This is a genomic window from Lutispora sp. QWL-02 (assembly GCF_058315355.1).
Genome location: NZ_CM177762.1, coordinates 2,445,681 through 2,471,776, shown reverse-complemented (window position 1 = coordinate 2,471,776; position 26,096 = coordinate 2,445,681). Strand labels below are relative to the sequence as shown.

Sequence of the window (26,096 nt, the reverse complement as noted above, 5' to 3'; positions counted from 1 at the left end):
AACATTTTTATCTTGTTTATTTTTTATCAAATATTAATCAAACCACAGGAAATAATAAAGATGAGGTGATTTTTTTGAATAAAAGACGCATTTTATATAAAGCCATTGCCATTTTGCTTATAATCGCATCGCTTGGCGGCCTTGCATCCTGTACCCCGCAATTAAAGCCCTCCCCTGAGGCTTCGAACGAGGATGAGGAGAAAGAGCCACCCAAGGAGCTGGAAGAATTAAAGAAAAGTATTGAAGATATAGAAAAAGCTTTGATGTCTATGCATGAAGAAAAAAAGAGAGCAAAACAAGGAATAATATCATCACAGTCAGGCGGCGGACAGGGACAGCAGCAAGGACAAGGAGGGCAACAGGGACAGCAAAGCCAACAGCAGGGTCAGCAGCAGGGAAGCATGGGTCAGGAGCAGATTCAGATACAGATGAAGCCGGAAGAACTTGCAGAATATCAAAAACAACAGGAAAAGGCTAAATTGCAGGAAGAGCTTGCAAAAAAAGATAAAGAAACTCTAGAGAAATTTGAGAGCTTGAAAAAGGATGTGCTGGGGCTCCATGAAAAATGGAATTCCTTTGAGCCAAAGGCTGTTGTTGCTTTGGCGCCTCAAAAATCCATGGAAGATTTTGAAAATGCATTAAATAATTTAACCGATACTATACAGTCAAAAGATGAATATATAAATTTGCTTTCAGTCAATTCATTGTATAAGACCCTTCCTGATTTCTATGAGCTCTATAAAACAAAGGAGCCGCCAGATTTGGACAGATTAAGATATGGGATTAAAAAAGTAAAACTGGTGGCTGAAAAAGATGATTATAATTCTATGAAACCCGCACTTGAATATTTGATAAATGTTTGGTCCGTAGCAAAACCCAAACTCAAAAAAAGTTCATCCGAGCTGATGAATAAATTCGAATTTGCTTTAAATGATCTAAAGAAATCAATAGAGGGCAAAAACAAAACTATAATCGACGCAAAGTCTGAAGTACTTTTAAAAATTATTGATGAAATGGTTCAAAGCCTAAAAAAGTGAACCAAACATTTTAATAGTAAGAGCTAAGGCTATGGTAATAAAAATAGGTTTTATTACTTTAGCCCCGTTCTTTATTGCAATCCTTGTTCCCATTAATGCACCCAAAACCATAGATGCCGCAAGGGGAATGGCTGTATGATAGTCTATAGAATCATTTATTGCAAATACTGCCAAGGATGCTATATTGCTTATAAAGTTTAAAGTTTTTCCATTGCCTGCACTTACAGAAAAATCAAACTTATAAATGCTTATGAAAGCAAAGATCAAGAAAGAGCCTGTCCCTGGTCCAAATAAGCCGTCATAAAATCCAAGAGAAGCGGCAAGGATGATCCCAATAAAGATATTCTTTTTGGTGAGACCTCTGAAATCATTATGGCTGCCGAAATCTTTCTTTATAAATGTATGTAATGCTATAACAAATGTAAGTATCAGTATGACCAATTGCAGCTTCTGCTCATCTATGCCCAGAACTGTTTTGACTCCCAGTATAGCCCCTATAAGAGTAAAAGGCATTAAGCATTTTATCAATGGGAAGTAAATCTTTTTTGATTTAAAAAATGTCAAGGTACTGGCAAAGGCACCAAATGATGCTCCAAGTTTATTTGTTCCTAAAGCAATGTGCGGCGGCATGCCGGCTGCCATGAGGGCTGGTATGCTTATTATACCGCCACCCCCGGCTATTGAATCAACAAAGGCAGCGATAAATCCGGCAGTGCATATAAACAGTAAAAATCCCATATTCATTATTTTATAACTCCAATCTTTTCTGCAACATTTCTTCTACTTTTTTCTCAGTGATTTCAAAAAATTCAGCATAGTCCTTGCTTATTATAAGCTCAGCTTTATCGATTATCTTTGAAGCTTTATCTATATCGATGCTGATGCCATGCCTATTTTTCATATGTTGATCGTAATTAATCGATAGAATAAAGCTGTCTACACTCTCTTTATAAACAAAACTCTCAAATCTAACAAAGCTGTTCCTCAAAATTCCCGGTTCAAGCTCATAAAATTTTTCCAGGATAAATTCTGTTTCTTTAATAAGTTCGGTATCTTTCAAGGCATTCTCCAATAGCATCGGAAGCTTATTATTTTTATTCAATATATTTAATTCGACAGCCATCTCGATAAAGTTATGTGCCTTCCATAGTCCATACTCTTCAGGTATATTGCAGGCATCTATAACCTCTTCCACAATCTCGATAGCCTTTTGAAAGCAAAAGCCCTTTGAGCCTTTATATTCTTCATCTCCATAGAAATCCAAGCCCCTGGGATATACAGTGTGAGTTACGCCGGACTTAATAAAATCCCAAAGCTCAGGCTTTTCTTTATAAAAATAATCAAAAATATGCCAGCCGATTTTATGCGTAGCTTCGTAGTTCAATTTGGCTGAAACCAGTGCATCGGGAAATATCGCTCCCAAAACCGTCATATTATTTGAATAACCTAATACCCTTTGACTAAACCAGATATGGGTAAATGGAAACATAAAAACACATCCCAAAATATTATACAACTATTTCATTATATATTATTTTGGGATGAAAAAGAATGATTATATCTGAATACTATTTCTATTCCATGCTATCCCTTCTCATAAATATTTTAATAATCTCATTAACTGTCAGCGGAATCAAAGCAAATAATATAACCAATCCCCAGTCCCTCAGACTTAAGTTATGAACACTAAATGCGCTTGCAAGAACCGGTATGGAAATAACTCCGAACTGGAGAATAAGCCCGACAATTATTGCCCCTATCAAGTACATATTAGAGAATAAACCAATCTTTAATATCGATTTAGTTGGATTTCTCATTGACAATGAATAAAACAGCTGAGTACCTGCAAGTACGACAAAGGCCATTGTTCTGGCATAAGTTAATACTTCCTCGGGTATATTCTTTGAACCAAGGCTGTATCCATACTCGGTCAGGCCAAAATAGAATGCTGCCAATGTCAGAATGCCTATTAATGTACCGCCGATAACAGCTCTCACCCCTGCACCATCAGCGAAAAAGCTCTCCTTAGGATTTCTCGGCTTCTTTTTCATAACATCCTTATCGCCCGGGTCGATACCCAGTGCTATAGCCGGCAACGAATCAGTTATCAGATTTATCCATAATATTTGTGTAGGCAGCAAAGGTACAGGCCAGAAAAACAAAATGGATGCAAACACTGTAATAACTTCTCCCAGGTTGCAGGATAACAGGAAGATAACGGACTTCTTTATGTTGTTATATATGTTCCTGCCTTCTTCAATAGCATGAACTATTGTAGTAAAGTTATCATCCGTTAATATCATATCGCTGGCGCCTTTAGAAACATCTGTGCCGGTAATGCCCATTGCAACACCTATATCAGCATATTTCAATGAAGGAGCGTCGTTAACACCATCGCCGGTCATAGATACTATATTTCCTTGTGATTTATATGCCTTTACTATCTTTACCTTGTGTTCAGGCGATACACGTGCAAATACTTTATAGTCATTTATCCTTTTTGAAAATTCCTCATCAGACAATTCGTCTATTTCAGCACCCGTTAAGCTCTGGCCAATAGAATCTGCAATCCCCAGCTCCTTAGCGATTGCGACTGCTGTATTTCTATGATCGCCGGTAATCATTACTGGAGTTATTCCGGCTTGCTTAGCATCTTTTATAGAATCCTTGACCTCCATCCTTGGAGGATCTATCATGCCAACAAAGCCAATGACAGTCAAATCTTTCTCCATTTCTTCCGGAGCTATAATTCTATCAGCATCTTTAAAGGCAGCGCCAAGCACTCGCAGTGCATCATCCGACATTTCTTCAGCTGCTTTAAGGTAACTGTCCTTCATTTCTTCAGTTAGCGGGACTACTTTGCCATCTACCAGAGCACTGGTTGAAATCTTCAAAATGTTGTCCAATGCTCCCTTAGTATGAACTCTATATACGTTTTCTTCTGCATTTAAGGTAGACATTAACTTTCTATCCGAGTCAAATGGGTTTTCATCAAGCCTTTTATGCCTTAAGTTCAAGTCTTTTTGGGGAAGATTATATTTATCACCTAATACGACCAGAGCTATTTCAGTAGGGTCTCCTGTTCCTTTACCATTTTCATATGTAGCATCTGAACACAAAACGAATGATTTAATCAATTCAGCTTCATCCTTAAAAGCCTTAAAGCCGGTTTCTCCAGCAGATACATGCTTTAGATTGTTAAGCGTATAATATTTTACTACAGTCATCTTGTTTTGTGTAAGGGTCCCCGTTTTATCAGAGCATATAATATTAACCGAACCCAATGTTTCGACTGCCGGAAGCTTCTTGACAATTGCGTTTATCTTTGACATTCTGGTAACTCCGAGTGCCAGCACTATAGCAACTATAGCGGCGAGACCTTCAGGAATTGCCGCAACAGCTAAGCTTATTGCAGTCAAGAACATCTCAAACAGATCTCTCTTCTGAAACAGGGCGATTGCGAATATCAATGCACATATTCCGATGGCTATAAAGCCGAGAATCCTGCCAAGCTCATCTAACCTTCTTTGTAAAGGGGTCATTTCGTCATTGTCTTCATCAAGTATCTTGGCTATCTTTCCTATTTCTGTTTCCATAGCTGTTGCTACGACTAAGCCTTCGCCTCTGCCATATGTGGCAAGAGTGGACATAAAAGCCATATTTGACTTGTCTCCTATGGGAGTTTTCGGGTCTGTATGAATATCATTTGCATCCTTGCTTGTCGGAACAGATTCACCTGTCAGAGCAGATTCCTCGATCTGAAGGTTTACGCTCTGTATCAGCCTTAGATCCGCAGGTATATATCTGCCTGCATCAATGATCACAATATCCCCGGGCACTATTTGCTCTGAGCTGATTTCTTCAATCTCTCCGTCACGCCTCACAAGAGATTTTGGCGCAGTCATTTTTTGCAGTGCTTCTATCGCCTTTTCAGCTTTATATTCCTGCACGACTCCTATTACTGCATTTAAAATAATAACCAATAGGATTATTACAGCATCTACATGCTCTCCAATCGCTATTGTTATGACTACTGCACCTAAAAGAACATATATCAGCATATCCTTAAGCTGTGAAAAAAACAGAGAAATTAAGCTCTTCTTAGGCTTTCCCTTAAGCTTATTTTCACCATACTTTTCAAGCCTTGCTTTTGCCTCTTTACTGGAAAGTCCGGCAGTTGGATCTACATTGAGTTCTTTCAAAGCTTCTTGTTGAGATTTTGAAAACCACATAATTATACACCTCTCTAGTTAATTTTGTTTGCCTTCTATAATTTAATTGAAATTATAAAACCCGCTGTCGTACCTTATTATTTTTTCTATAATTAGTGTTCTTATGTCTTAATATTTGATCCTCCTGTATTTTCAATAAAAAAAGACTTTTAATATGCATATGCATATTAAAAGTCTTGCACATCCGGAAGGACCTTCACAGCCAGAAAAAGCAATATCGCTTTTCCGAGATTGTTGGCAGTAAAGCAAGGTGGTGCTACTCCCTTTAAATATATACGTTTTGATTAATATCATTTTATATAATGGCTGAAGCAATGTCAATAGGTATCAAATCAAATACATCCGTCACCAGGTTTTAAGGCTAAACATATCTGATAAAACTAAATCTTTGTTTCTCTCCTCTACCGTCCTTATAGACCATTCATTTTGGAATACCAAAACCGGATTATCATAACTATCCCATAGTATTTTAGTGTCCAATGTCAATCTTGCTTTTTCTGGATTAAAGCCTTCCGACTCTATCCATCTTATATATTTGAACGGCAAATGCTCAATAGTTATCTCTGCTCCGTACTCGTTTTTCAGCCTATATTCCAGCACTTCCAGCTGAAGAATCCCTACTACTCCAATAATTAATTCCTGAGCCATAGAGTCCTTCTCATGAAAAACCTGTATTGCACCTTCCTCAGATAATTGGTCTATGCCTTTAATAAATTGCTTCCTTTTCAAAGAATTTTTGATATAGACCCTTGCAAAATGTTCCGGAGCAAAGACCGGTATGCCCTCAAACCTAAATTGAGGATTCTTTTCGCATAGGGTATCCCCTATTCTGAATATGCCCGGATCAAATACGCCAATGATATCCCCTGCATATGCTTCTTCAACGATTTCTCTATCCTGTGCAAGAAATTGCTGAGGCTGAGCAAGCTTTACCTGCTTTCCGGCCTGTACATGATTTACATTCATGCCTTTTGTAAACTTGCCTGAACAAATTCTTAAAAATGCTATCCTATCTCTATGAGTAGGATTCATATTGGCTTGTATTTTAAAAATAAAGCCGGAAAAGAAATCGCTTTCCGCATCGATCTCGCCGACATCAGACCCCCTTGGCATCGGAGGAGTGCTCATCTTCAAAAACTCCTGCAAAAAATTCTCGACACCAAAATTAGTCATAGCGCTTCCGAAGAATATAGGAGTCATCTCGCCCTTCAGCACTTTATTCATTTCAAAGGCATCTCCGGCCATATCTAAAAGGCTGATATCTTCAATAAGCTTATTATGAGCATCGTCGCCCAGCAAATCGCTGAAAACTTGATCTTCAACAGACCTCTTTACCGAAGACACCAGGCTTTGGCCATGGTCACCGCCGGAGAAAACCTCCATATGCATCGCTTTTCTATCATATACCCCGAGAAAGCTGCCGCCTAACCTGACAGGCCAATTCATAGGGTATGATTGAATACCTAGTACTGTTTCAATTTCTTCCATGAGTTCAAAAGGGTCAAGACCTTCTCTGTCAAGCTTGTTTATGAAGGTAAATATGGGTATACCCCTCTTTCTGCATACCTGAAAGAGTTTCTTTGTTTGTTCCTCAACGCCCTTTGCATGGTCAATGATCATGACTGCACTATCGGCAGCCATAAGGGTTCTATAAGTATCTTCACTAAAATCCTGATGCCCGGGTGTATCAAGTATATTGATGCAATAACCGTTATATTCAAATTGCATTGCACTTGAGGTAACCGATATGCCCCTCTGCTTTTCGATCTCCATCCAATCTGATACAGCATATCTTTCGGTTTTTCTTGATTTTACCGAACCTGCCAACCTTATGGCGCCTCCGTATAAAAGAAGCTTTTCTGTAAGCGTCGTCTTGCCCGCATCAGGATGAGATATTATAGCAAAGGTTCTTCGCCTTCCTATTTCTTTCATTGTTTTTTCATCCGCATATCCCATTTATCTTAACCTCTCTCCAAAATCATCTCTTATATCATTTCCATTTAGAACAAATTAATTTTACATGACACAAAAAACTCTGTCAATTGAAATATATTTAAAAGCCTCAGAGTCACATATAATAATAGCAAGAATATATTAAAGTATAAGCTTTCATGGAGGTGTGTTATGCAAAAACAAGGTCATGTCAGAGAATTCTTCTTAGGTGCCAACACCTACAAAGGCTTTCATTCTTATTATGAATATGTTGTACCGGGAATTCCGGAAAAATTATTTATCTTAAAAGGCGGACCGGGGACAGGCAAATCAACTTTTTTAAAAAAAATTGCAAATGAATTTGCAAGTATGGGTCTTGATGTGGAACTTCACCATTGCTCTTCAGATAACGATTCTCTGGATGGAATTCGTATAGTCCCATTTAACATTGCTGTAATGGATGGCACCGCCCCACATACTACCGATCCTAAATACCCGGCTGTAGTAGATGAAATAATTAACCTGGGAGAATACTGGGATAATGAAGGCATTGAAAGGAATAGGAAGGCAATACTGAACTGCAATAAGGAATTAAAGAAGCTATATGCTTCGTCATACAGATTCCTTAATGCAGCAAAAGAGGTCCAGGATGACTTGGAGGCTCTGACAGGTGATGAGTTTGATTGGGCAAGCTTTAATAATGCCCTGATCAATTACAAGCAATCTATACTTGAGCCTCTTGCATCTGTTCACAAGCATTCAGAAATAAGACATTTGTTTCATTCATCAATCAATTCATCAGGAAGAGTTGACTTTATCGAAAACGCAGTACCAAAAGAATATACCTGCCACTATATAAAAGGGCGATATCTTGCTGCTGCCACAAATCTGTTCAACTCATTGTCTTCAGACCTTATATTGAAGGGTTATGATGTGGAGGTCTTTCATCAGCCACTAAATCCGGAAAGGATAGAAACAATGATAGTTAACGAGTTGGGCCTGGTGATCACAAATGATGGAAAGCTTAGAAATAATGCAAATAAAATTATAGATCTGAATGATAATAAAAATAGAAATCTTCCTAAAAACGATAAAGAATACCTGGAAAAGAATGAAAAGCTTATGAATGGCCTTATTGATGAAGCTATAGTAAGGATTCAAGACGCTAAGCTTCTTCACGATGAGCTGGAGAGATATTATATCGAAAGCATGGATTTTAAGAGAATGTCTGATCTGAGAAACAGCACCATCGAAAAAATTAAAAACATGTGCAGATTATAAATACCGCCTTTGGGAGCACTAAAAAAGTGCTCTCCTTTTTTGGTAGCGCTTTTCACAATATTTGTGATAAAATCTTGATGTATATATTTATGAAACGGATAAGGTGAAATGATGAAAGCAAAATGGTCAGACGAAAAAATACATATAGCGACAAATAAAGCAAAGCTTAAAAAGTTTAAACGTGAAGCAGCGTTTATAGACGGCAAAAATGTATGCCCTTTATGCTTTGGCAGCGATTTGGGGGTTATCAGCGCAAGCAAGACTCCTGATTGTGTAGATAGTGAAATAAAGTTTACAGCCATTTGTAAAGAGTGCAAAATAAGAGTCTATTATTTTAAAAAAATTGAAGATATTTAGAAGAGTATACCGGATTTATCCGGCATACTCTTCTTTTAAAATTCCATATAAATATAAATCATATCTTTTTCCGTCTCTATAGATAAATTCCCTGTAAGTCCCTTCCTTTTTAAAACCTACGCTCTCATACAAGCTTATAGCGGTACTATTATAGCTGATCACATTCAATTGGATTCTATGAAAATTTAACTCATTGAATCCGAAATCCAGCAGCAATCTCATAGTCTCTTTGCCCAAGCCCTTTCCTTTGCTCTCCTTGCTGCCTATTCCAATAAAAGTAGTTGCAACTCCATTCGACCATAGTATATCGTCAAAGCCTGCGATGCCTATGATGGTATTGGAATGGATCAGCCTAACTGCAAATATCTGCTTATCCTCAGAACTCTCATAGTATTCCAAAAGCTTCAGCATATCTTTTTGGGATTTAGGAATGGCAGGGACCATATCATAATATCTTAAAAATTCAACATCATTAAACCAGGATGAAACATATTCCATATCCGACGCATTCAGAGAGCCAAGCCTTATATTATCGCCTATAAGCATATTCCTCATTGCAATTCTCTCCGTATATCAACAATAAATTTTTTTTCAAGCTTTATGGGGTCATAAGCCAGTTTTGCTCGTCTAAGCCCAGGGATTCCTATATCTTCTTCTCTGTTAATGTATACTATGTCCTTCAGATAAAGCTCAGCAAAGGTTCTGTTTATAAAAGCATAAATTCCGTTATAGCTCGTGTCTCCTTTTTCAATATGTATTATAGCCATATTTTTATTTACAATCTCGCCGATGGTGAAGCCTGTTATAACATCATTGACATATACAGCCATTCCAAGCCCGTTTAAATCTTTTAAATTATAAAGGATATCCTTTATTCCTTCAACCTCGCACTCCAGTTGATGATTGCCGGACTGGCCGTTGAACCATTCTTGAGAAAAATCAATACAATCCTTTATAACCTTATCTTCATGAATATCCTTTACATTGTAAGCGTAACTGCTCACAAAATGGTTGTATTGACTTTTTCTTTTCCTCAGCTTATCACCATTCAACTTTATCAACTTGTCTGCTTCATAGATATAATCAAAATTTTTAACGTCCTCATAGTATTGCACAGCGTCCCCATACTTTTCCTTAAGCTTTTTTAAAAAAGGTTCTTCGATGTCTGAAAATAAAAATTTCATACCGCCTCTTTTCTCTTTATACTCCGCCAATTTAGAAATGATAGCTTCCAAATTTTCTTCAGAGTATCCGATTGGCTGCATGAAAACAGTCCCCTTGCCTTCCTCGGTCTTTTTAATTATAAGCGAATCCTCCAGGATAGCATATTCTACATTGCAATATTTTCTCCAAAGGTACAGATTCAGAAATGAGTATTCATAGGTATTAAAATCATAATCTCCCAAATGTTTTATAAATACCTCTTTATCGCCTAACTCCAGCGTTTTAAATTGAAGCAAAATTATCACCCTTAACTCCATTTATTAGTTGTAAGCAACTTTTAATATTATTATATCATCATCTGCTTAATCCAACAATATAATGAGCCTTCCACCATCTTATTAGTGAAAGGCTCTTGCATCCGTCTTGCCTATGTATCATATAATTGACAAGATAAGGTATAAAACAAGAGCTGCTGCAAAATCAAATTTTGAAACAGCCCCTTTATCGTCTTTTGGTGGAGATAAGCGGGATCGAACCGCTGACCTCTTGAATGCCATTCAAGCGCTCTCCCAGCTGAGCTATACCCCCAATTTTTATTAGGCAAACTGCCGTAACACTATATATAATAAATTATTTAATAAAATTTTGCAACTGTTTTATGCAAAATTCCACTTTTTTATAAACAATTGTAGCACAATCGGATCAAATATAAATGAAATTCTTTTGAATAAATGTTACAATTTCTATATAAGCATTGATTATCATATATATAAACACATGAAGGCAGGTGACATTTTGAAAATTTTAGTTGTTGATGATGAGCCGGCTATAGTAGATTTAATAAACCTCAACCTTCAGCTTGAAGGCTTTGAATCTATATCCTGCAACAATGGTTTTGACGCTATCAAAATCGCTAAATCTCAAAATCCTGACTTGATTTTATTGGATATCATGATGCCGGGCTTAGATGGATTCCAAGTATGCAAAGCTCTTCAAAAGCTCAATATTCCCATAATACTCCTTACTGCGAGAAATTCCATCAAGGACAAGCTTTGCGGACTGGAGCTTGGAGCGGACGATTACATTACAAAGCCATTTGATAATAGAGAATTAATTGCCAGAATTAAAACCGTCTTAAGAAGGGTGAATAAATACAGCAGCAAGGACGAATCCTCTATAGCTGCCGGCCCGATTTCTATTAATCTCATAGAAAGAAAGGTTCATATAGACGAGCGAGAAGTTTTTCTTACACCCAAAGAATATGATTTGCTTCTTTTATTCATTGAAAACCAAAGAAAAGTATTTTCAAGAGAAAATATACTTGAATCCGTATGGGGTTATGAATATATGGGAGACAGCAGGACAGTGGATATGCATATTCAGCGCCTCAGAAGAAAGCTTGGTGATTACAGTGTTTTCATCAAAACAGTGTTTTCTATTGGATATAAATTTGAGGTGAATTATGAAGCTTAAATTTAAAATACTGGCTTTAAATATTGCCGCTCTGCTTATCATGCTCACAATACTGGGGCCGATAATAATTAAGATATCTGATAATTATAACCTTTCAAATATATTAAATTATCTAAAGAGCCAGGGCGATAACAGCACCATATATGTGGAGCAATACATTCTTAGCAAAGCAGGTAATATTTTTGAGGTACCGAGCATTATGGAAAGTGATTCCTCATATCTTTGCTCTTACCTCAACAAAAACATAAAATGCAGAGTGCAAATTTTTTATGGAAATAAGCTTCTTGGAGATTCAGAGGATATAACGGACAATAACAAAAATATAAGGCCTGAAGTGTCGGAAACTTTTAAAGGCAACAAAGCTTACATCATAACAAAGAATAAAACAAGAACCCTCTATTATGCTACACCTGTAAATATTGATGGCAGATATAACTACTCTCTGGCATTTATATATGATTTGTCGGATGCAGATAATATGAAAAAAAACAACATCAATATGTTTATCATAACAGGCTTATTAGCAGCTTTTTTTTCAGTGGTGTTCAGCAATTTTATTTCTGATAGAATAATCAGGCCCATCAAAGATTTGACAGAAACCGCAAAGCTTCTTTCAAAGGGAGATCTTCACCAAAAGGTAGAGGTAAAAAGCAATGATGAAGTTGGCGAGCTTGGCGAGAACTTCAATTCCATGGCAGACAGCTTGAGAAATATGATTCATGAGCTGAAGGATGAAAAAGAAAAACAAAAGAGCTTTTTTGATAATTTTACTCATGAGATCAGAACTCCCCTTACTACAATATTAGGATATTCTGAACTGCTATGGAAAACCGACAGCATAGAAGTTAAAGATAAGAGCCTGTTTCATATTACATCAGAAGGCAAAAGAATGTTGAATATGGTTGAGAGGCTGTTGGAACTATCACGCCTGAAGCGATATGATTTTCAAATAAACAAATCGGAAACGAATCTGAAAGCTTTGCTTGAAGAAGTATGCGATTCTATACATTATAAGCTTGGAAGATATAATATCAGCCTGGATTTGAAGCTTCAGAATTTATCCGTTTTTGTTGATCCTGACCTTTTTAAGCAGGTGATAATCAACATCCTGGATAACAGCATTAAGTACAGTGATACGTCAAAGATAGATATAACACTTGAGAGCAAGGACGGTATTGAATTGATAATAAAAGACTATGGTGTGGGAATAGACCCTGATACTCTTGAAAATATATTTGAGCCCTATTATAAAGGAGATAAGTCAAGAAACAGCAGCATAGAAGGATGGGGTCTCGGACTTTCCATTGTCAAGGAAATAATTGATAAGCACGGAGCCCGCATTGAGCTTATAAGCCATAGGGGAGAAGGCACTCAGGTTATAATAAGGTTATAATTGCTAAAACAGGGGGATGCCGCATGAAAAAATTAGTTATAGTTTTGTTATGTTTTACAGCATTACTTTCTTCTTGTGCTATTAGAGAGAATGAGCTGGTCATACTTGAAAATAATGATAAAGATAAGAGCAATTCATCTGCTAATATCAAAGATTGGCAATTTGAAGCTATATCTCAAAAAGCCATCATTGAAAAAAATAGAGAAGCTATAAGCAAAATATCCAAAGATATTATCCCTATAGCTATTACTCCTGATTACAGTACTGTTATCGGCTATAAGAATATCCAAAGCGAAAAAGCTGACACAAAAAATAGCATGGTAATAGTAGGCAAGATGATGCAGTATATTGAACTATTTGCTATCAATGTGTCCAATAGCACTGAGAAAGATTTGGGCAAATTTATGTCCATAAAAAGCTTCCAATTCGATAATGAAGGAAAGCAGTGGGCTTTCATAGATGGCGAAGACAGCGTTTATATTTATAACGTTGAAAATGAGCAGCTTCAAAAAATATTAGAAAAATACAACTACCGGCAGTTTAATAGTATAAGCTGGTCCCGTGATTCTAAAAGATTGATGTTCGACAACAGGATGGTCTTCGACATTGCTTCAAAGGAATTTCTTTCTATCGCCGCAGACAGCTATACTCCATTTATAAAGATGAGTTATAGCCATAATACTTATATTGCTGAAATGAAGAATAATAGGTATGATAACATAATTGCCTTGTATAACTTTGATAATAAAACCTTTACACAAATAGCCGACGGGTATTATATGGATTCCGACAGCTCAAATTTAATTTACACCATAGACCTGATGCAAGGATTAAAAATCGTAAACTTGAAGACCCTGGAAAGTAAGACAATTGAAAACGGGCCTATATATTGTGCAAGCATATTAAAATCGACGGGCGAAGTAATATATACAACACTGAACTCTAATTTTCACGATGACGACAGGTACCTTCTGGTGAAAATAAATCCCAGTAATATGGTAAAGAAGTCTTTCCCTCTATGCACACCATCCTACTATTTGAGTCCTGCTGAGGATAAGCTTCATTTTATAAGCAATTACAGTGAAAATTCAATAAATCTAGATCTTGAATCCTTTAAGGTTACTGAAAATATATATAGAACAGACGATGAAAATTTATCAAAGATCAAGTCTGTTATTTTGAACATGTTCCTTCTGGATTATGATTTCAATGGCAGCTATGAGGAATATGAAATTCAAGCTAAGAATATATATACAAACACAACCTACCCAATACCACAAGAAGCTCTTAACAACAAATTAACAGATTTTAAGCGATTTAATACTCCTTTGCCGAATTTTCAAAAAGAGTCTTACATTCCTCCTTCATTAAGCTTTGACAGCATTACAATTAAAAGCAATAAGGCTTCGATCAACATCGGACGTTTCTTTATTAACTCAATTGAGTTGGTAAAAAACGATAAGGATTGGTTTATTACGGGCTTTTCCACCCATCCTGAATCCAGTGAGATTTCTGAAATAAGAGCTGCAATACAAAAGCATATAAACGACATTTTGTCAGGTAACGCAGCAAAAGCATTAAGCTATTGGGATCAAACGGAGGATAGTGATTTTGTAAAAAACAATAGGAATATAGTTGAAAACTTAATCAACAATAGAAGCAAAATTTCCTTTGAAATCGGTGAGACAGAGCTATGGGCGATGAGTGATCCGCATCGCGCCGAATCTCCAAGTTCATCTACAGAAGCACGTACAAAAATAATAATAAAAGAAGGCAAAAACATAATCAGGTATAAGATTGTACTGTCAAGAAAAAACAGAGATAAATTTATAATAAAATCCTGGGATGCAGATCCTCTCAGTATTTCTCAGCTTTATTGAACGAGGCTTCATTCAGTATTAAAAAGCTGAGTTTTAGAGGGCTTATCATGCAATGATAAGCCCTGTTTTTTCATATGAATTTCTCATCTTTTCAATAACCCGAAGGAGTGGTTCATATTCCTCATAGAATACAACCACTATATCCCCTGGTTCTGCATTAGCAATGGCCATTTCAAAGGCCTTCTCCTCAGATAGTTCTATAGTTATTTCCGACTCTGCGATCATACCCAGTCGACATCCCTGCTTAAGCAGGTCCGCTATTTCCCCGGCTTTTCTCCCCCTCTTGTCCTTATCTTCTTTTATATAGATTTTATCGAAGCAGTTCCCGCTCATTTCACCAATAGCCAAAGTGCTTGAATCTGTGCGGTCTCCAGGTACGCCAATAACGCCTATCAGCTTTCTTTTCTTCATCTCCTTGAGCGAATTCAAAACATGCTTGTAACCATCTATGTTATGTCCATAATCTATAACGACTTTAACTCCTCTTACATCAAATTGGTTAAAACGTCCCGGATTATCTTTTTCATCACATTTGAAGGAAGTAAGCCCTCTCACTATATCTTCCGGCTCTACGCCCAGTCCATAAGCCCCTGAAGAAGCAGCCAGAGCATTATATATATTATGCTTAAGAACGCCTCCTATGGTTACAGGTATTTCATCCAGGCTAATCAGTATTCTTGATTGATGCCCATCATTGAAGTATATTGCCTTTTCGTCTGAAAAGAAAGCAATACCGCCGCGGTTTATATGCTCTTGCAGATACTTGTTATCAGCTTTTGCGGAGAATAATATAAGCTGGGATTTTACCCTTTCCTTGATCACCATACAATACTCATCGTCAGCATTGAGCACAGCATAACCATTTTTTTTCACAGCCTCAATTACAAGAGCTTTAACAAAAGCTAAATCCTCCATGTCATATACTCCATCTATACCTAAATGGTCTTCTTGTATATTTGTTATCACGCCTACATCTGCCAAATCATATCCCAGACCTCTGTTTATTATCCCACCCCTGGCTGTTTCCAATACAGCATAGTCCACACGTTTATCCATCAAAACAGCTCTGGCACTTATCGGTCCGGTATTGTCTCCATGCCTTATGCATTCGCCGTTGTAATATACCCCATCTGTGGTGGTCATTCCCACATCATTGCTTGTGCCCCTTAGTATGTGGGAAATCATTCTTACAGTAGTAGTTTTTCCGTTGGTGCCTGTGACAGAAATTACCGGAACGCTCATTTTCCTTTTCCCTGAGCATAATAGGTTGACTATTTCACCTGCAACATTTCTTCCTTTGCCATAGCTGGGAAAATGATGCATTCTTATTCCTGGTGCAGCATTGATTTCTATAACAGCTCCCTCTGCCTTTGTAAGGGGAACCCCGATATCACTTACAGTGATATCAACACCGGCAATGTCTAATCCGATAACCTGAGCTGCTGTTACTGCCATCTTTAAATTCTCCGGATGAACATCTTCGGTAACATCTATTGCTATACCGCCAGTGCTTAGATTATCATTTTCTCTTAAAAAAATCTTTTCGCCTTCATCAGGAATATAGTCTAAACTCTTATGCTGCTTTTTTAAATATGCCTGAACCACCTTATCTACAACTATTTTGGTCAATGGCTTCTCATGGTCTTCTCCTCTCAGCGGATTTTCCCTATTTTCTCTATCTATGAGCTCTGCTATTGTACTTTCTCCATCACCTATTACATGGGCAGCGATACGCAGTGAAGCCGCAACCACTTTATCTCCAACAACCAAGAGCCTGTAATGATTGCCTTTGATAAACTTTTCAACAAGTATTGTGTCTTCGTATTCACAAGCTATCTTATAGGCCTCCAACGCCTCCTCAGGAGTTTTTAGATTTATTGATACACCAATTCCATGGCTGCCGAAATTGGGTTTTATTACAACCGGGAAGCCTATGCTCATGCAGTATTGCAGCAGCTCATTCTCACTTCTTACGATTTTGCCTTCAGGAACAGGTATGCCGTATTCAGCCATTATACTTTTAGCCAGGGTTTTATTGCAAGCCGTATCGACCGCTATACATGTGGAATTATCCGATAATGTGGCTTGTATCCTCCTGCTGTTCTTCCCATACCCTAACTGGAGTAAGCTCCCATCTCCAATTTTCATTACCGGTATTCCCTTTTTTTCTGCTTCTTTTTTTATCATTGATGTGCTTACTCCGATATCTGATTGAACACACTTGCTCTTAAGAATCTTCATTTCGCTTTCAAAATTGAAATCCTGGCAGGCGATAATACTGTTCAGCAAATCAACAGCAATTCTGCCGGATTCTATGCCGGCTAATTCATTGATATATCCGTAAACTACATTGTAAACATTCATACTATCGCTTCTGATAGTTTTGCCGTATGCTATATCATAACCTAAAAGGTTTTGTATCTCAATAGCCATATGTTCTATAACATGAGCCATATATGTGCCTTCCTTAAGCCTCTCAGCAAAGCCGCCCTCATGTCCTTTAGAACAATTGTGCCTTCCCAACCCAGGAAGAACCTTTAATAAAGCATCATTTAAACCATTGATGGCTTTTGTGGGGGTGTCATAGTGCTCATCTAGATCTACCACCATTTTAACAACAGGTTTATGACTGTAAATATTTCTTCCGGGGTAAGCATAGCTGCTTATGATTTTCACTTTTTATCCTCCTCAGTTTTTAAGTTATTATCTTCAGCTTCTTCTTCATCTTTTTGTATTATTCCCTGTTTTGTAACCAGATTAAACCCATAACCTTCCGGAAAGACATGAATTTTTACATTTGTAATAGCTAAAGGCTCCTCAGCATACTGCTCTGAAGTGTTCGTGAAAGTTATCTCTCTCCCATCAACTACTGTTACCACACCAGACCCAGCTACCTTGAGATTGAGCTCACTATTAACTATAGCCGCCGTATCTTCATCTATACCGATTCCTATGACTCCCGGGTTTTGCGCTACAGCCGCCAGAAGCCTTCCAATCCTGCCCCTCTGATTGAAATGCTGATCAATAATAACACCTTGAAGCAAACCCATTCCCGGTGCCATTTTCAATGTGCATTTCCTTGGAGCTTCATCATCTCGACCTTCGACTACCATAACCTGGCTCATCATGGATGCGCCTGCACTGGTACCGGCTATGACCTTGCCATTATTAAGGCCTTCCAGAATCGCTTTGTGAAATTCAGTCCCTCCTAATATGCTTGATATTCTAAGCTGGTCTCCTCCAACAAAAAAAATGCAATCACATTCTCTGATTTGCTTTATCAACCGCCTATCATCCGCTTGGGCTCTATTTGATACGTTTATGCCATATACAGCTTTGCTGCCCAAGCTTTTAAATATATCATTATATTCTTTTTCCGCTTCATATGGACTGCTTGTCGCAGTAGTCACCACGGCAACAGTACCATTATCCCCTCCAGATAATCTATATACAATTTTTAATATTTGCATATCTGTTGTCTTATCCTCGGCACCGCCGATGATCACCAAGGTGCCGCGTTTCAAGCCCGGCATATCCACACTCCCTTTTTCAAGATAAGTATATTTTTTCTAATTTGCAAAATAATATACAATCAATTAAAATCATATAAGGATTAAAAGGATTAAAATGATGAAATGCCAAATAAAATATTGATGAGGTACTGAATGATGAAAAAAATTATAGCAATAATCGTATTACTATCAACAATGGTTCTACTTATATCCTGCCAAAATTTAAATAAATCTGATAAGGATATCCAGCCAGAGATACCGCCTTCGCCCCCAAGTGAAGCTGACAATGAAGAACAGCCGGAACTGGCTTATGAGGATAAGCTCATAAGCAATATGACTCTGGATGAAAAAATAGGACAGCTTGTAATAATTGGCTTTCCTGAAGATACAAAGTTTCAAACATTGATGAGCTTCATAAAAGACAATAAAGTCGGCGGCTTCATTCTCTTCAAGAGAAATTACGACAGCTTCAAGGAGCTATATGAATTGAACTCCAAACTAAAGGATTGGAATAATGGTAATCCTCTTCCGCTTTTCATATCTGTCGATGAAGAAGGCAGCACAGTATCCAGGATGCCTGAAGATGGAACTACCATACCTGACGCAAAGATCTTCGGCAGGATTAATGATACGGCATTGACTGAAAAATCCGGAAAAGTGGTTGGAAAGCAGCTTTATGCCTCTGGTATTAACTTGAATTTTGCGCCGGTGCTTGATATTTTAAGCATTAAGGATAATGAATTATTAAAGGTGAGAGCTTATGGAACGGATGCTGATAGGGTGTCCAGCCATGGGATTTCATTTATCAAAGGTCTGGCTTCAGAAAAAATAATTGCGGTAGCAAAGCATTTTCCGGGCCATGGCAATACCAAGGTTGACTCTCACAGCAAACTCCCGATAATTGATATTGATCGCAGCCTTTTGGAATCCAGAGAGCTTCTTCCATTCAAAAATGCTATAGAAGAAGGAATAGATGCAATAATGATAGGACATCTTGCTTTTCCTAAAATTGATGAATCGGGAAAACCTGCTACAAAATCTAAAGTTTTTCTAACTGATATTTTAAGAAACGAGTTAGGGTTCCAAGGCCTTGCAATAACCGATGAGATCGAAATGTATGGTTTCATGGAAGGCGATCAATCTGTTGCGGAATCAGTAATAGAGTCCTTTAATGCAGGCGCAGATATATTTGTAATAGGTCATACAAAGGAAGTTCAGGACAAGGTTCTGAAAGCTTTTAAAGAAGGCGCCGCCAACGGATTGATTTCAGAAGAACGCATCAACGAGTCACTTAGAAGGATTATCAAAGTAAAGAAAAAATATAACATTTCAGATAAGATGGATCTAAACTATGATGATGCTTACAAATTGTTTACCGATGGAGGAAACCAGCAACTTCTAAAAGAAGTGAAAGAAAGAAGAAAACAGTGAGGAGCATACCACACTGTTTTCTTCTTCATCTTAATCCGTAAAGAATTCTACCTTTTCTTCAAAAGCACCCATAGTATAAATATGGCCCATAAGAGTTTCTGCCTTTTTCCCGTCAATCATAAATTGGACTCTTTTTATACTTCCCAGCTCCATTAAACTATTAACTATCTGACTGATGGTAAAGGTCTCCTGCAAAGAGCCTCCGTACAAACCTTCTTGAGCAAAGTTTACAAAAGCTGTGCCATCGGCTAGCTCGACACTTATCAGCTTAGCGCTTGATGGGATTTCTGTAGCAAGTTCAGAGCTTTCGGGTCCTTTCATCAGTTCTCTGACAACAGCTTCTTCTAAAGATATATCCCCATATTTCACAATCCGCTTTTCTGAAATAAGCTTTTCTAGCTTCTCATCGCCTGTTTCCACATACTTTTTGTTCGCAAAGTATAATGCTGCTTCCTTTTCATCAGTTTTGGGAGAAGGTTCTACAATTACATCAGTGCCCGGCTTTTCATCAGTTTCGGAAGGTTTCTTATCAAAGCTGCTGCAAGCGGCCAAACTCAAAACCATCACTATGACTAGAAATATTAATATATATTTTTTCATAACATTACCCCCTCTCTCTATTCAATATAATTATACAGCTTATTTTTTAAGATAAAATAAACAGATGTTAAGGAATTATTAAGATTTGCAGAAATATTTATAAACTAATTATAAGGGTATAGTTATAATGAATTTGCTGTCTGACCCGTAATTGCTCTCTGCCGCTATCTGCCAATTGTGCTTTTCAGTAATATTTTTAACGATGGCGAGGCCTATACCATAGCCTTGTGCTCTTGAATTTGCTGCTATTTCAGCATCCAGAACTCTAAAGCCCCTATTGAAAATATTTGATAGATATTCCTCTCGTATACCCATACCATTATCCTCTACGACCAAACACGCTTCATTCTTATTTTTAACCAAGCTGATCATGATATTATTTTGTTTTTTATACGGATCTTTATATTTTACTGAGTTATCAAGAAGATTCAGCAATGCTTCTTTAACTTTGTTCCTGTCACATATTGTCCTCACGCTAGTAATGCCATTTACCTCAACATCAACACCATTTTTTTCCGCATAAGGCTTTATCAGTTTAACCGCATCTTCTATTATTTCCGCTAGATCTTCTTCCTTGAGATCTAAGCTGATATCCTCAAGCTTAATTGAGCTAAGCAAATAGTCGACAAGCTGCCCCATCCTTTTGGCTTCATCATTTATATCCTCTAGATATTCTTTATAGACTTCCAGGCTGCTGTTTCCCAAGGATAATGATTCTATAAGAGCTCTTATGGCTGTTATCGGGGTTTTCAATTCATGTGATATGCTGTTTATGAAGCTTTTGCGGTTGTTCTCTATTTGCTTCAGCTTTCCGCTCATTTCATTAAATGACTTAATCAATTTTCCTATTTCTCCGCTTTCTCTGTCTTCAACCTTATAGCCCAAATACCCTGATGAAACCTTTTCCACAGCATTCGTCAAGCTGCTAAGCGGTTTTGCTATACTATTTGCAGCCATAACGGTAAATATTAAAGCGATCAACAAGGCTGAAACAGAAAACTTGAGCAGCGTATTCTTCAAATCCTTCAAGTCTTGGCTTATAGCCTCTAAAGATGCCGATATAAGAACAGCTCCTTCTATTTTCGTCTCATTAGCTGAATGGGCCATTATGGGCACTGATAACTGCAAAACCTCTTTACCTTGAAGCTCGTAAATGCCGGAATTTGGTCTGGAAGCTAAGCTGCTTCTTATCTCTTCATTATCGACAGTCTTACCGATATAAGAGTTGTGGCTGTCTACTACAGTCTTTTTCTGAGAATCCAATATAAGTATTCTTGCATTAGCTTGCCTGCCATAGCTCTTTGTCATTGCCCTGATAAATATCCGATCCTCTTTATTAGTCCTATATGTATCAGCTACAACATTTGCGGTCTGAAATAACCTATTCTCTTCATTCTTTATCCTTATACTTTTATAGCTGCTTGACACAACTACACCAAAGAAAGAAAATGCCGATACTATTATTATGCTATATATAATAAGCATTTTAGCCTTTATTGAAATAATAACCCACCCCCCATTTAGTCATTATATACCTTGGATGTTTTGCATCCTGCTCAACTTTATCCCTTAGATTTCTTATATGAACATCAATGGTTCTTACGTCAAAAGCGTCTTCTTTCCATATTTGCCTAAAGATTTCCTCCCTGGTAAATACCCTGCCAGGATTGCTTGCCAGCAAATAAAGCATATCAAATTCTTTGGCTGTAAGGTTTATTTCTTTGCCCTCTGCATATGCGCTCCGTTCATCCCAGTTGATTTCCAGACTACCTGACGCTATGACTTTTCCCTCTCCAATCTTTCCTGCTCTCCTCATGATAGCTTTTACCCTTGCGATCAGCTCCAAAGTATTAAACGGCTTTGTCATATAATCATCTGTGCCGAACTCAAAGCCTAAAATTTTGTCATAATCACCATCTTTAGCAGTCAGCATGAGAATGGGTATATCGTGATCGGCCCTGATCCTCTTGCATAGCATCATTCCATCCGCATCAGGCAACATAAGATCCAATATAATAAAATCCATAGTATTTTTCTCAATAAGCTCCATAGCTTCATAACCCGTATAAGCTGCGAAAACTTTATACCCCTGCTGCTCCAAGCTGTATTTAAGACCCTTTACTATGAGCTTTTCATCATCTACAATCAAAACATTCATCATATCACCTTCTCACATAGTGTTTGCATACCTATATATTCAATACAAATATAAAAAGACCTGCATCACAGGTCTTCAATGCTCTATTGGTTCAGCAAATAATTTCTTATTTCTTCAATCAAATCATTCTCTATTATTTTCTCAGATATGTCCAATTCCGTATGTATATCTTCAATCTTTTTCTTCAAGTTCTCTATAGGATAAGACTCTCCATCGTCTAGTTTAAAGGCTGCTCCGTCAGCAGTGAGGCACAAATAATCATCATCTATAAAATATCCATTTCTCATAACTGCCATACCATGAGGAGAGTTGAGAAGGTCTCTGCCCATCATTGGAATGGCTCTGCCGTCTACGCCCATAATATTTAAAATTGTAGGCATAAAATCCAAACCTCCCCCTGCTATTGGCCTGCGACCCGCGCCTTGGCCGCCTGGAAGATGAATAATAAGCGGAACTTTCTGATGCTTTACCCACATATAATCATTCATGTCATCGATATTAAGCAATCGGGCCAGATCATTCTTTTTATCCTTCGATACGGCATAATGATCTCCATATACAGCGACAACAGTATTATCCATCATGCCTTCTTTCTCCAGTCTGTCTATCAAGTAACCCAGCGATTCATCAGCATAATGTATGGCCTCAAGATAATTTCCCATAAAGGTTCCTTTTAAATCTCCGACATCTAAAGCATTATGATAGCTTTCGGTATTATCATATGGATAGTGGCTTGTAAGCGTAACCATGAAAGCGTAATACGGCTCCTTTACAGTTTTTAAATAATCCAGAGACTGTCTGAAAAATGACTTATCACTTAGCCCCATTCCTATTATCTCATCAGGAATAAGATCATTTTTGTTGAAAAATTTATCAAAGCTCATATTAGGGTACATAACGCTTCTATTCCAAAATCCCGGCTTATAAGCATGCATGGCAACAGTAGCATATCCTTGCTCCTTCATAACTTTAGGCAAGGCAAAGTAGTAATTGCCCGGATACTTCATAAAAACTGCTCCGGTTTTTAATGGATAAAGGGAGTTGTTTGCAAGAAACTCTGCATCTGATGTACCCCCTGCAGCAGTTTCACAGAAATAGTTCTCAAAATATATGCTCTTATTAATAAGCTTATTCAGATTTGGAGTAATCTCATTGCCATTAACTTTCCTTCCTATTACAAATTCCTGCAGCGCTTCCACTTGTATGACAATAACATTCTTTCCTTTAGCGGCTCCAAAATATTCAAGCTTGTCAGGCGTATATGCCTGTTTTTCTTTAAACCATGCATTTATTTTAGCTTTTTCATCATCGGTCAGCTCTTTCTTGCCCCTTACACCTTCTTTAAAAAACTTAAACGCATCCACACCATGATAGTTTATCAAACCAATATTTTGTGCAATATATGCTTTATCATAAAATGTAGTTAAAATATTCGGCTGTCCCTTTTCCAATATGGCAATGCCCCGGTACGAAAGAAATATACCAGAAAGTAAAAGCACGAGAGATAATGACACCCTATAGATCCAGCCATGTTTTGTTGTCTCCTGTCCTGATCTGATTTTCTTTAATAATGGCATAAGGAGCAAAAAGTCAAGGATAAATAGTACATCAGAAATATGGAAAAGATTAAATATGCTGCTAGAAACCGAACCCGCCATTTTTATTTGAGTTACCATAGGCAGCGTGATCACATCATTAAAATATCTATAGAAAAGCAAATCGGAAACAGCAATAAATGTGATTATCCCATCAAAAAAGATAAGCACTTTTATCCTATACTGTTTACTAACAATAGAAATTAAGCAAATAAGTATCATCATGGCTCCTATGGATGATATTAAAAGTCCATAAGAAGCACCTATAGTACCTCCAATTAAATAATTGAAATATAATAGCTTTATAAGCGTAGTTATAATAAAGATTGAAACTATTACTGCCATGTTCATACCTCTTCAACTATATAAAATAATAACCTTCATAATTTTATACTATGGCTTGCATAATTACAATGCTAGTAAATGGGCTTATTTGGGTATATTCTTGTCCATTCATTATGATTGCCTTGGTTTATCTGGTATTATTCAGTATTACAGCATCTAATTTAAAGAGACCGGTAAATCCGGTCTCTTTAAATCATTATATTTACTTATTTACAGGCTTCACTGTATCCATATATGTGAATTTGCCACCTTTTACAACTTTTATAACAGCATCCTTAACCGCATCTCCGTTTTCGTCAAGGCTTATGACTCCTGCTGCTCCCATGAAATCTTTTGTTTTGGCGATCTCATCCCTTATCTTTACGGGGTCTGCGCTGCCAGCTCTCTTTATGGCATCTAATATAAGTATATATGCATCATAGCCAAGAGCTGTAACTGCTGCAGGCTCTTTATTATATTCCTTTCTGTATTCCGCAAGGAATTTTTCGGACTCGGCAGTGATGGGTTTTTCTGTAGCGAAGAAGGTTGAGAATACAGTTCCTTCAACATCAGCTTGCCCGATATCTATGAATTCCGGTGTTTCCCAAGTATCTCCGCCTATTATGGGCACATTGATACCCAGTTGCTTTGCCTGTTTAATAAGAAGAGCCGATTCGGTAAAGTTGCCCGGTGCAAATATTACTTCGGGATTTGCAGCTTTAATATTTGTCAACTGTGCTGTAAAGTCCTGATCACCTGTGTTGTAGTTTGAAGAAGCTACTATACAATTGGCATCCCCTGTAAGCTCTTTAAAGGAATCAACGAAAAATTTTGCAAGTCCGACAGAATAGTCATTGGAAACTTCTTGAATTATTGCAGCTTTCTTAGCGCCCAATTTATTGAATGCATAATTTGCCATAACCGTTCCCTGGAAGGGGTCTATAAAGCATACTCTAAAATAATAATCATTATTCAGCGTAACCAATGGGTTCGTACAAGAAGCACCAACTGCAGGAACTTTAGCATTTTTGACAATGTCTCCTGCTGCCATAGACAGCGAGCTTCCCCAGCTTCCGATTATGGCAACAACCTTTTCTTTCTCAACAAGTCTGGCTGCAGCACTTGCAGCTTCAACCTTCTCAGACTTATTATCAACAATAACAAGCTCTACTTTTTTCCCCAATACTTCCGGATATAATTTGTTTGCAAGCTTAGCTCCTTCTACTTCAAGAGCTCCTCCACCGGCATTTGCACCTGTAATAGGTTCAAATACGCCGATTTTTATCACATCTCCGCCTTCGCCTGCAGTCTGTTGTTCCGGTTTAGAGCAACCGGCAAGTGTAAAGGAAAGAATAAGAACAATGACTAATATAAGGCTAACTTTTTTCATTTTTCTCCTCCTCATTCATTTTTATCTTAGCTATGCCACTTTTAATGGGCATAGTAAGTTTCCTGAAGATGTTAGATAAGGCTTTCATTGTAAAGCATCATAGAAATCAGAGAAGCCTTAAATAATGCATATTAATACATTCGCCGTTAGCGGACAAATCAAGTTATTTGTATTTATTGGCCCTAATTCCAAATATTTATTAACCATATTACCACTTGTATAATAATTTGACAATATGTATATTATAAAAAATGTTATGTGTATTGCGGACATCAGTAATAAAATTGCGCACAGCCCTCCAATTTCTAAACTTTTATGATATAATAATAATAATGAT

20 protein-coding genes and 1 tRNA gene are annotated in these 26,096 nt (G+C 37.4%); 7 read left to right on the top strand and 14 right to left on the bottom strand.

Annotated features, from left to right (window positions below; translation table 11 throughout):
* Nucleotides 1-74 precede the first annotated feature (74 nt).
* Nucleotides 75-1,037, top strand: a complete 963-nt coding sequence (locus AC4HCY_RS11510) for a hypothetical protein (RefSeq protein ID WP_491094306.1) — start codon at nucleotides 75-77, stop codon at nucleotides 1,035-1,037.
* Here AC4HCY_RS11510 and AC4HCY_RS11505 read toward each other — a convergent pair.
* The 4 genes from AC4HCY_RS11505 to AC4HCY_RS11490 all read right to left on the bottom strand — a co-directional run bounded on the left by AC4HCY_RS11505 (nucleotide 1,026) and on the right by AC4HCY_RS11490 (nucleotide 7,225).
* Entirely contained in the window at nucleotides 1,026-1,781 is a 756-nt protein-coding gene (locus AC4HCY_RS11505; RefSeq protein ID WP_323430446.1) for a sulfite exporter TauE/SafE family protein, read from the bottom strand. The genes AC4HCY_RS11510 and AC4HCY_RS11505 overlap by 12 nt on opposite strands.
* A 4-nt stretch (nucleotides 1,782-1,785) precedes the next feature.
* A complete protein-coding gene (locus AC4HCY_RS11500) occupies nucleotides 1,786-2,526 on the bottom strand; it encodes a hypothetical protein (protein ID WP_491094305.1) in 741 nt (246 codons plus the stop codon).
* 85 nt (nucleotides 2,527-2,611) lie between these two features.
* Entirely contained in the window at nucleotides 2,612-5,269 is a 2,658-nt protein-coding gene (locus AC4HCY_RS11495; RefSeq protein WP_491094304.1) for a cation-translocating P-type ATPase, read from the bottom strand.
* A gap of 345 nt (nucleotides 5,270-5,614) precedes the next feature.
* Nucleotides 5,615-7,225: a peptide chain release factor 3 gene (locus tag AC4HCY_RS11490; protein WP_491094303.1), complete on the bottom strand. Its 1,611-nt coding sequence runs from the start codon at nucleotides 7,223-7,225 to the stop codon at nucleotides 5,615-5,617.
* 168 nt (nucleotides 7,226-7,393) lie between these two features.
* Here AC4HCY_RS11490 and AC4HCY_RS11485 point away from each other — a divergent pair, with 168 nt between their 5' ends.
* Together AC4HCY_RS11485 and AC4HCY_RS11480 are read left to right on the top strand one after the other, a co-directional pair.
* Nucleotides 7,394-8,482 (top strand): hypothetical protein, encoded by a 1,089-nt coding sequence (locus AC4HCY_RS11485; protein ID WP_491094302.1) that lies wholly within the window; start codon nucleotides 7,394-7,396, stop codon nucleotides 8,480-8,482.
* 108 nt (nucleotides 8,483-8,590) lie between these two features.
* Entirely contained in the window at nucleotides 8,591-8,839 is a 249-nt protein-coding gene (locus AC4HCY_RS11480; protein ID WP_491094301.1) for a hypothetical protein, read from the top strand.
* 15 nt (nucleotides 8,840-8,854) lie between these two features.
* Here the strand turns inward: AC4HCY_RS11480 and AC4HCY_RS11475 are convergent, their stop codons facing one another.
* The 3 genes from AC4HCY_RS11475 to AC4HCY_RS11465 form a co-directional block, all read right to left on the bottom strand.
* A complete protein-coding gene (locus AC4HCY_RS11475; RefSeq protein WP_323430452.1) occupies nucleotides 8,855-9,394 on the bottom strand; it encodes a GNAT family N-acetyltransferase in 540 nt (179 codons plus the stop codon).
* Nucleotides 9,391-10,299: a DUF2156 domain-containing protein gene (locus tag AC4HCY_RS11470; RefSeq protein WP_323430453.1), complete on the bottom strand. Its 909-nt coding sequence runs from the start codon at nucleotides 10,297-10,299 to the stop codon at nucleotides 9,391-9,393. The genes AC4HCY_RS11475 and AC4HCY_RS11470 overlap by 4 nt, the downstream gene beginning before the upstream one ends.
* Nucleotides 10,300-10,515: 216 nt before the next feature.
* Nucleotides 10,516-10,591: transfer RNA gene (locus AC4HCY_RS11465), tRNA-Ala, on the bottom strand.
* A gap of 207 nt (nucleotides 10,592-10,798) precedes the next feature.
* Between AC4HCY_RS11465 and AC4HCY_RS11460 the strand changes: the two genes are divergently transcribed.
* Genes AC4HCY_RS11460 through AC4HCY_RS11450 form a run of 3 tightly spaced genes read left to right on the top strand, consistent with a single transcriptional unit; the run spans nucleotide 10,799 to nucleotide 14,749 of the window.
* The gene (locus AC4HCY_RS11460; protein WP_323430454.1) at nucleotides 10,799-11,476 is read left to right on the top strand and encodes a response regulator transcription factor; all 678 of its coding nucleotides are present in this window, start codon (nucleotides 10,799-10,801) and stop codon (nucleotides 11,474-11,476) included.
* Entirely contained in the window at nucleotides 11,466-12,869 is a 1,404-nt protein-coding gene (locus AC4HCY_RS11455; RefSeq protein WP_323430455.1) for a sensor histidine kinase, read from the top strand. The genes AC4HCY_RS11460 and AC4HCY_RS11455 overlap by 11 nt, the downstream gene beginning before the upstream one ends.
* Nucleotides 12,870-12,892: 23 nt before the next feature.
* Nucleotides 12,893-14,749 (top strand): hypothetical protein, encoded by a 1,857-nt coding sequence (locus tag AC4HCY_RS11450; protein WP_323430456.1) that lies wholly within the window; start codon nucleotides 12,893-12,895, stop codon nucleotides 14,747-14,749.
* Nucleotides 14,750-14,794: 45 nt separating this feature from the next.
* Here AC4HCY_RS11450 and cphA read toward each other — a convergent pair whose 3' ends face one another.
* Nucleotides 14,795-17,425: a cyanophycin synthetase gene (cphA, locus tag AC4HCY_RS11445; RefSeq protein ID WP_491094300.1), complete on the bottom strand. Its 2,631-nt coding sequence runs from the start codon at nucleotides 17,423-17,425 to the stop codon at nucleotides 14,795-14,797.
* Entirely contained in the window at nucleotides 17,422-18,282 is an 861-nt protein-coding gene (locus tag AC4HCY_RS11440; RefSeq protein WP_323430458.1) for a cyanophycinase, read from the bottom strand. Before AC4HCY_RS11440 ends, cphA begins: the two co-directional genes overlap by 4 nt.
* 132 nt (nucleotides 18,283-18,414) lie before the next feature.
* On the opposite strand from AC4HCY_RS11440, the gene AC4HCY_RS11435 reads away from it, so the two are divergent.
* Nucleotides 18,415-19,692 carry a glycoside hydrolase family 3 protein gene (locus AC4HCY_RS11435; protein WP_491094299.1) on the top strand — a complete coding sequence of 426 codons (1,278 nt, stop codon included), beginning with the start codon at nucleotides 18,415-18,417 and terminating at the stop codon, nucleotides 19,690-19,692.
* A gap of 30 nt (nucleotides 19,693-19,722) precedes the next feature.
* Here AC4HCY_RS11435 and AC4HCY_RS11430 read toward each other — a convergent pair whose 3' ends face one another.
* From AC4HCY_RS11430 to AC4HCY_RS11410, 5 genes are all read right to left on the bottom strand, one after another.
* On the bottom strand, nucleotides 19,723-20,292 hold the full coding sequence (locus AC4HCY_RS11430; protein ID WP_323430460.1) for a GerMN domain-containing protein: 570 nt from the start codon (nucleotides 20,290-20,292) through the stop codon (nucleotides 19,723-19,725).
* 108 nt (nucleotides 20,293-20,400) lie between these two features.
* Nucleotides 20,401-21,777, bottom strand: a complete 1,377-nt coding sequence (locus AC4HCY_RS11425) for a sensor histidine kinase (RefSeq protein ID WP_491094298.1) — start codon at nucleotides 21,775-21,777, stop codon at nucleotides 20,401-20,403.
* Between the two features lies 1 nt (nucleotide 21,778).
* Entirely contained in the window at nucleotides 21,779-22,453 is a 675-nt protein-coding gene (locus AC4HCY_RS11420; RefSeq protein ID WP_323430462.1) for a response regulator transcription factor, read from the bottom strand.
* 80 nt (nucleotides 22,454-22,533) lie between these two features.
* Nucleotides 22,534-24,390: an LTA synthase family protein gene (locus AC4HCY_RS11415; protein WP_323430463.1), complete on the bottom strand. Its 1,857-nt coding sequence runs from the start codon at nucleotides 24,388-24,390 to the stop codon at nucleotides 22,534-22,536.
* A gap of 202 nt (nucleotides 24,391-24,592) precedes the next feature.
* Nucleotides 24,593-25,759, bottom strand: a complete 1,167-nt coding sequence (locus AC4HCY_RS11410) for an ABC transporter substrate-binding protein (RefSeq protein ID WP_491094297.1) — start codon at nucleotides 25,757-25,759, stop codon at nucleotides 24,593-24,595.
* Nucleotides 25,760-26,096 lie beyond the last annotated feature (337 nt).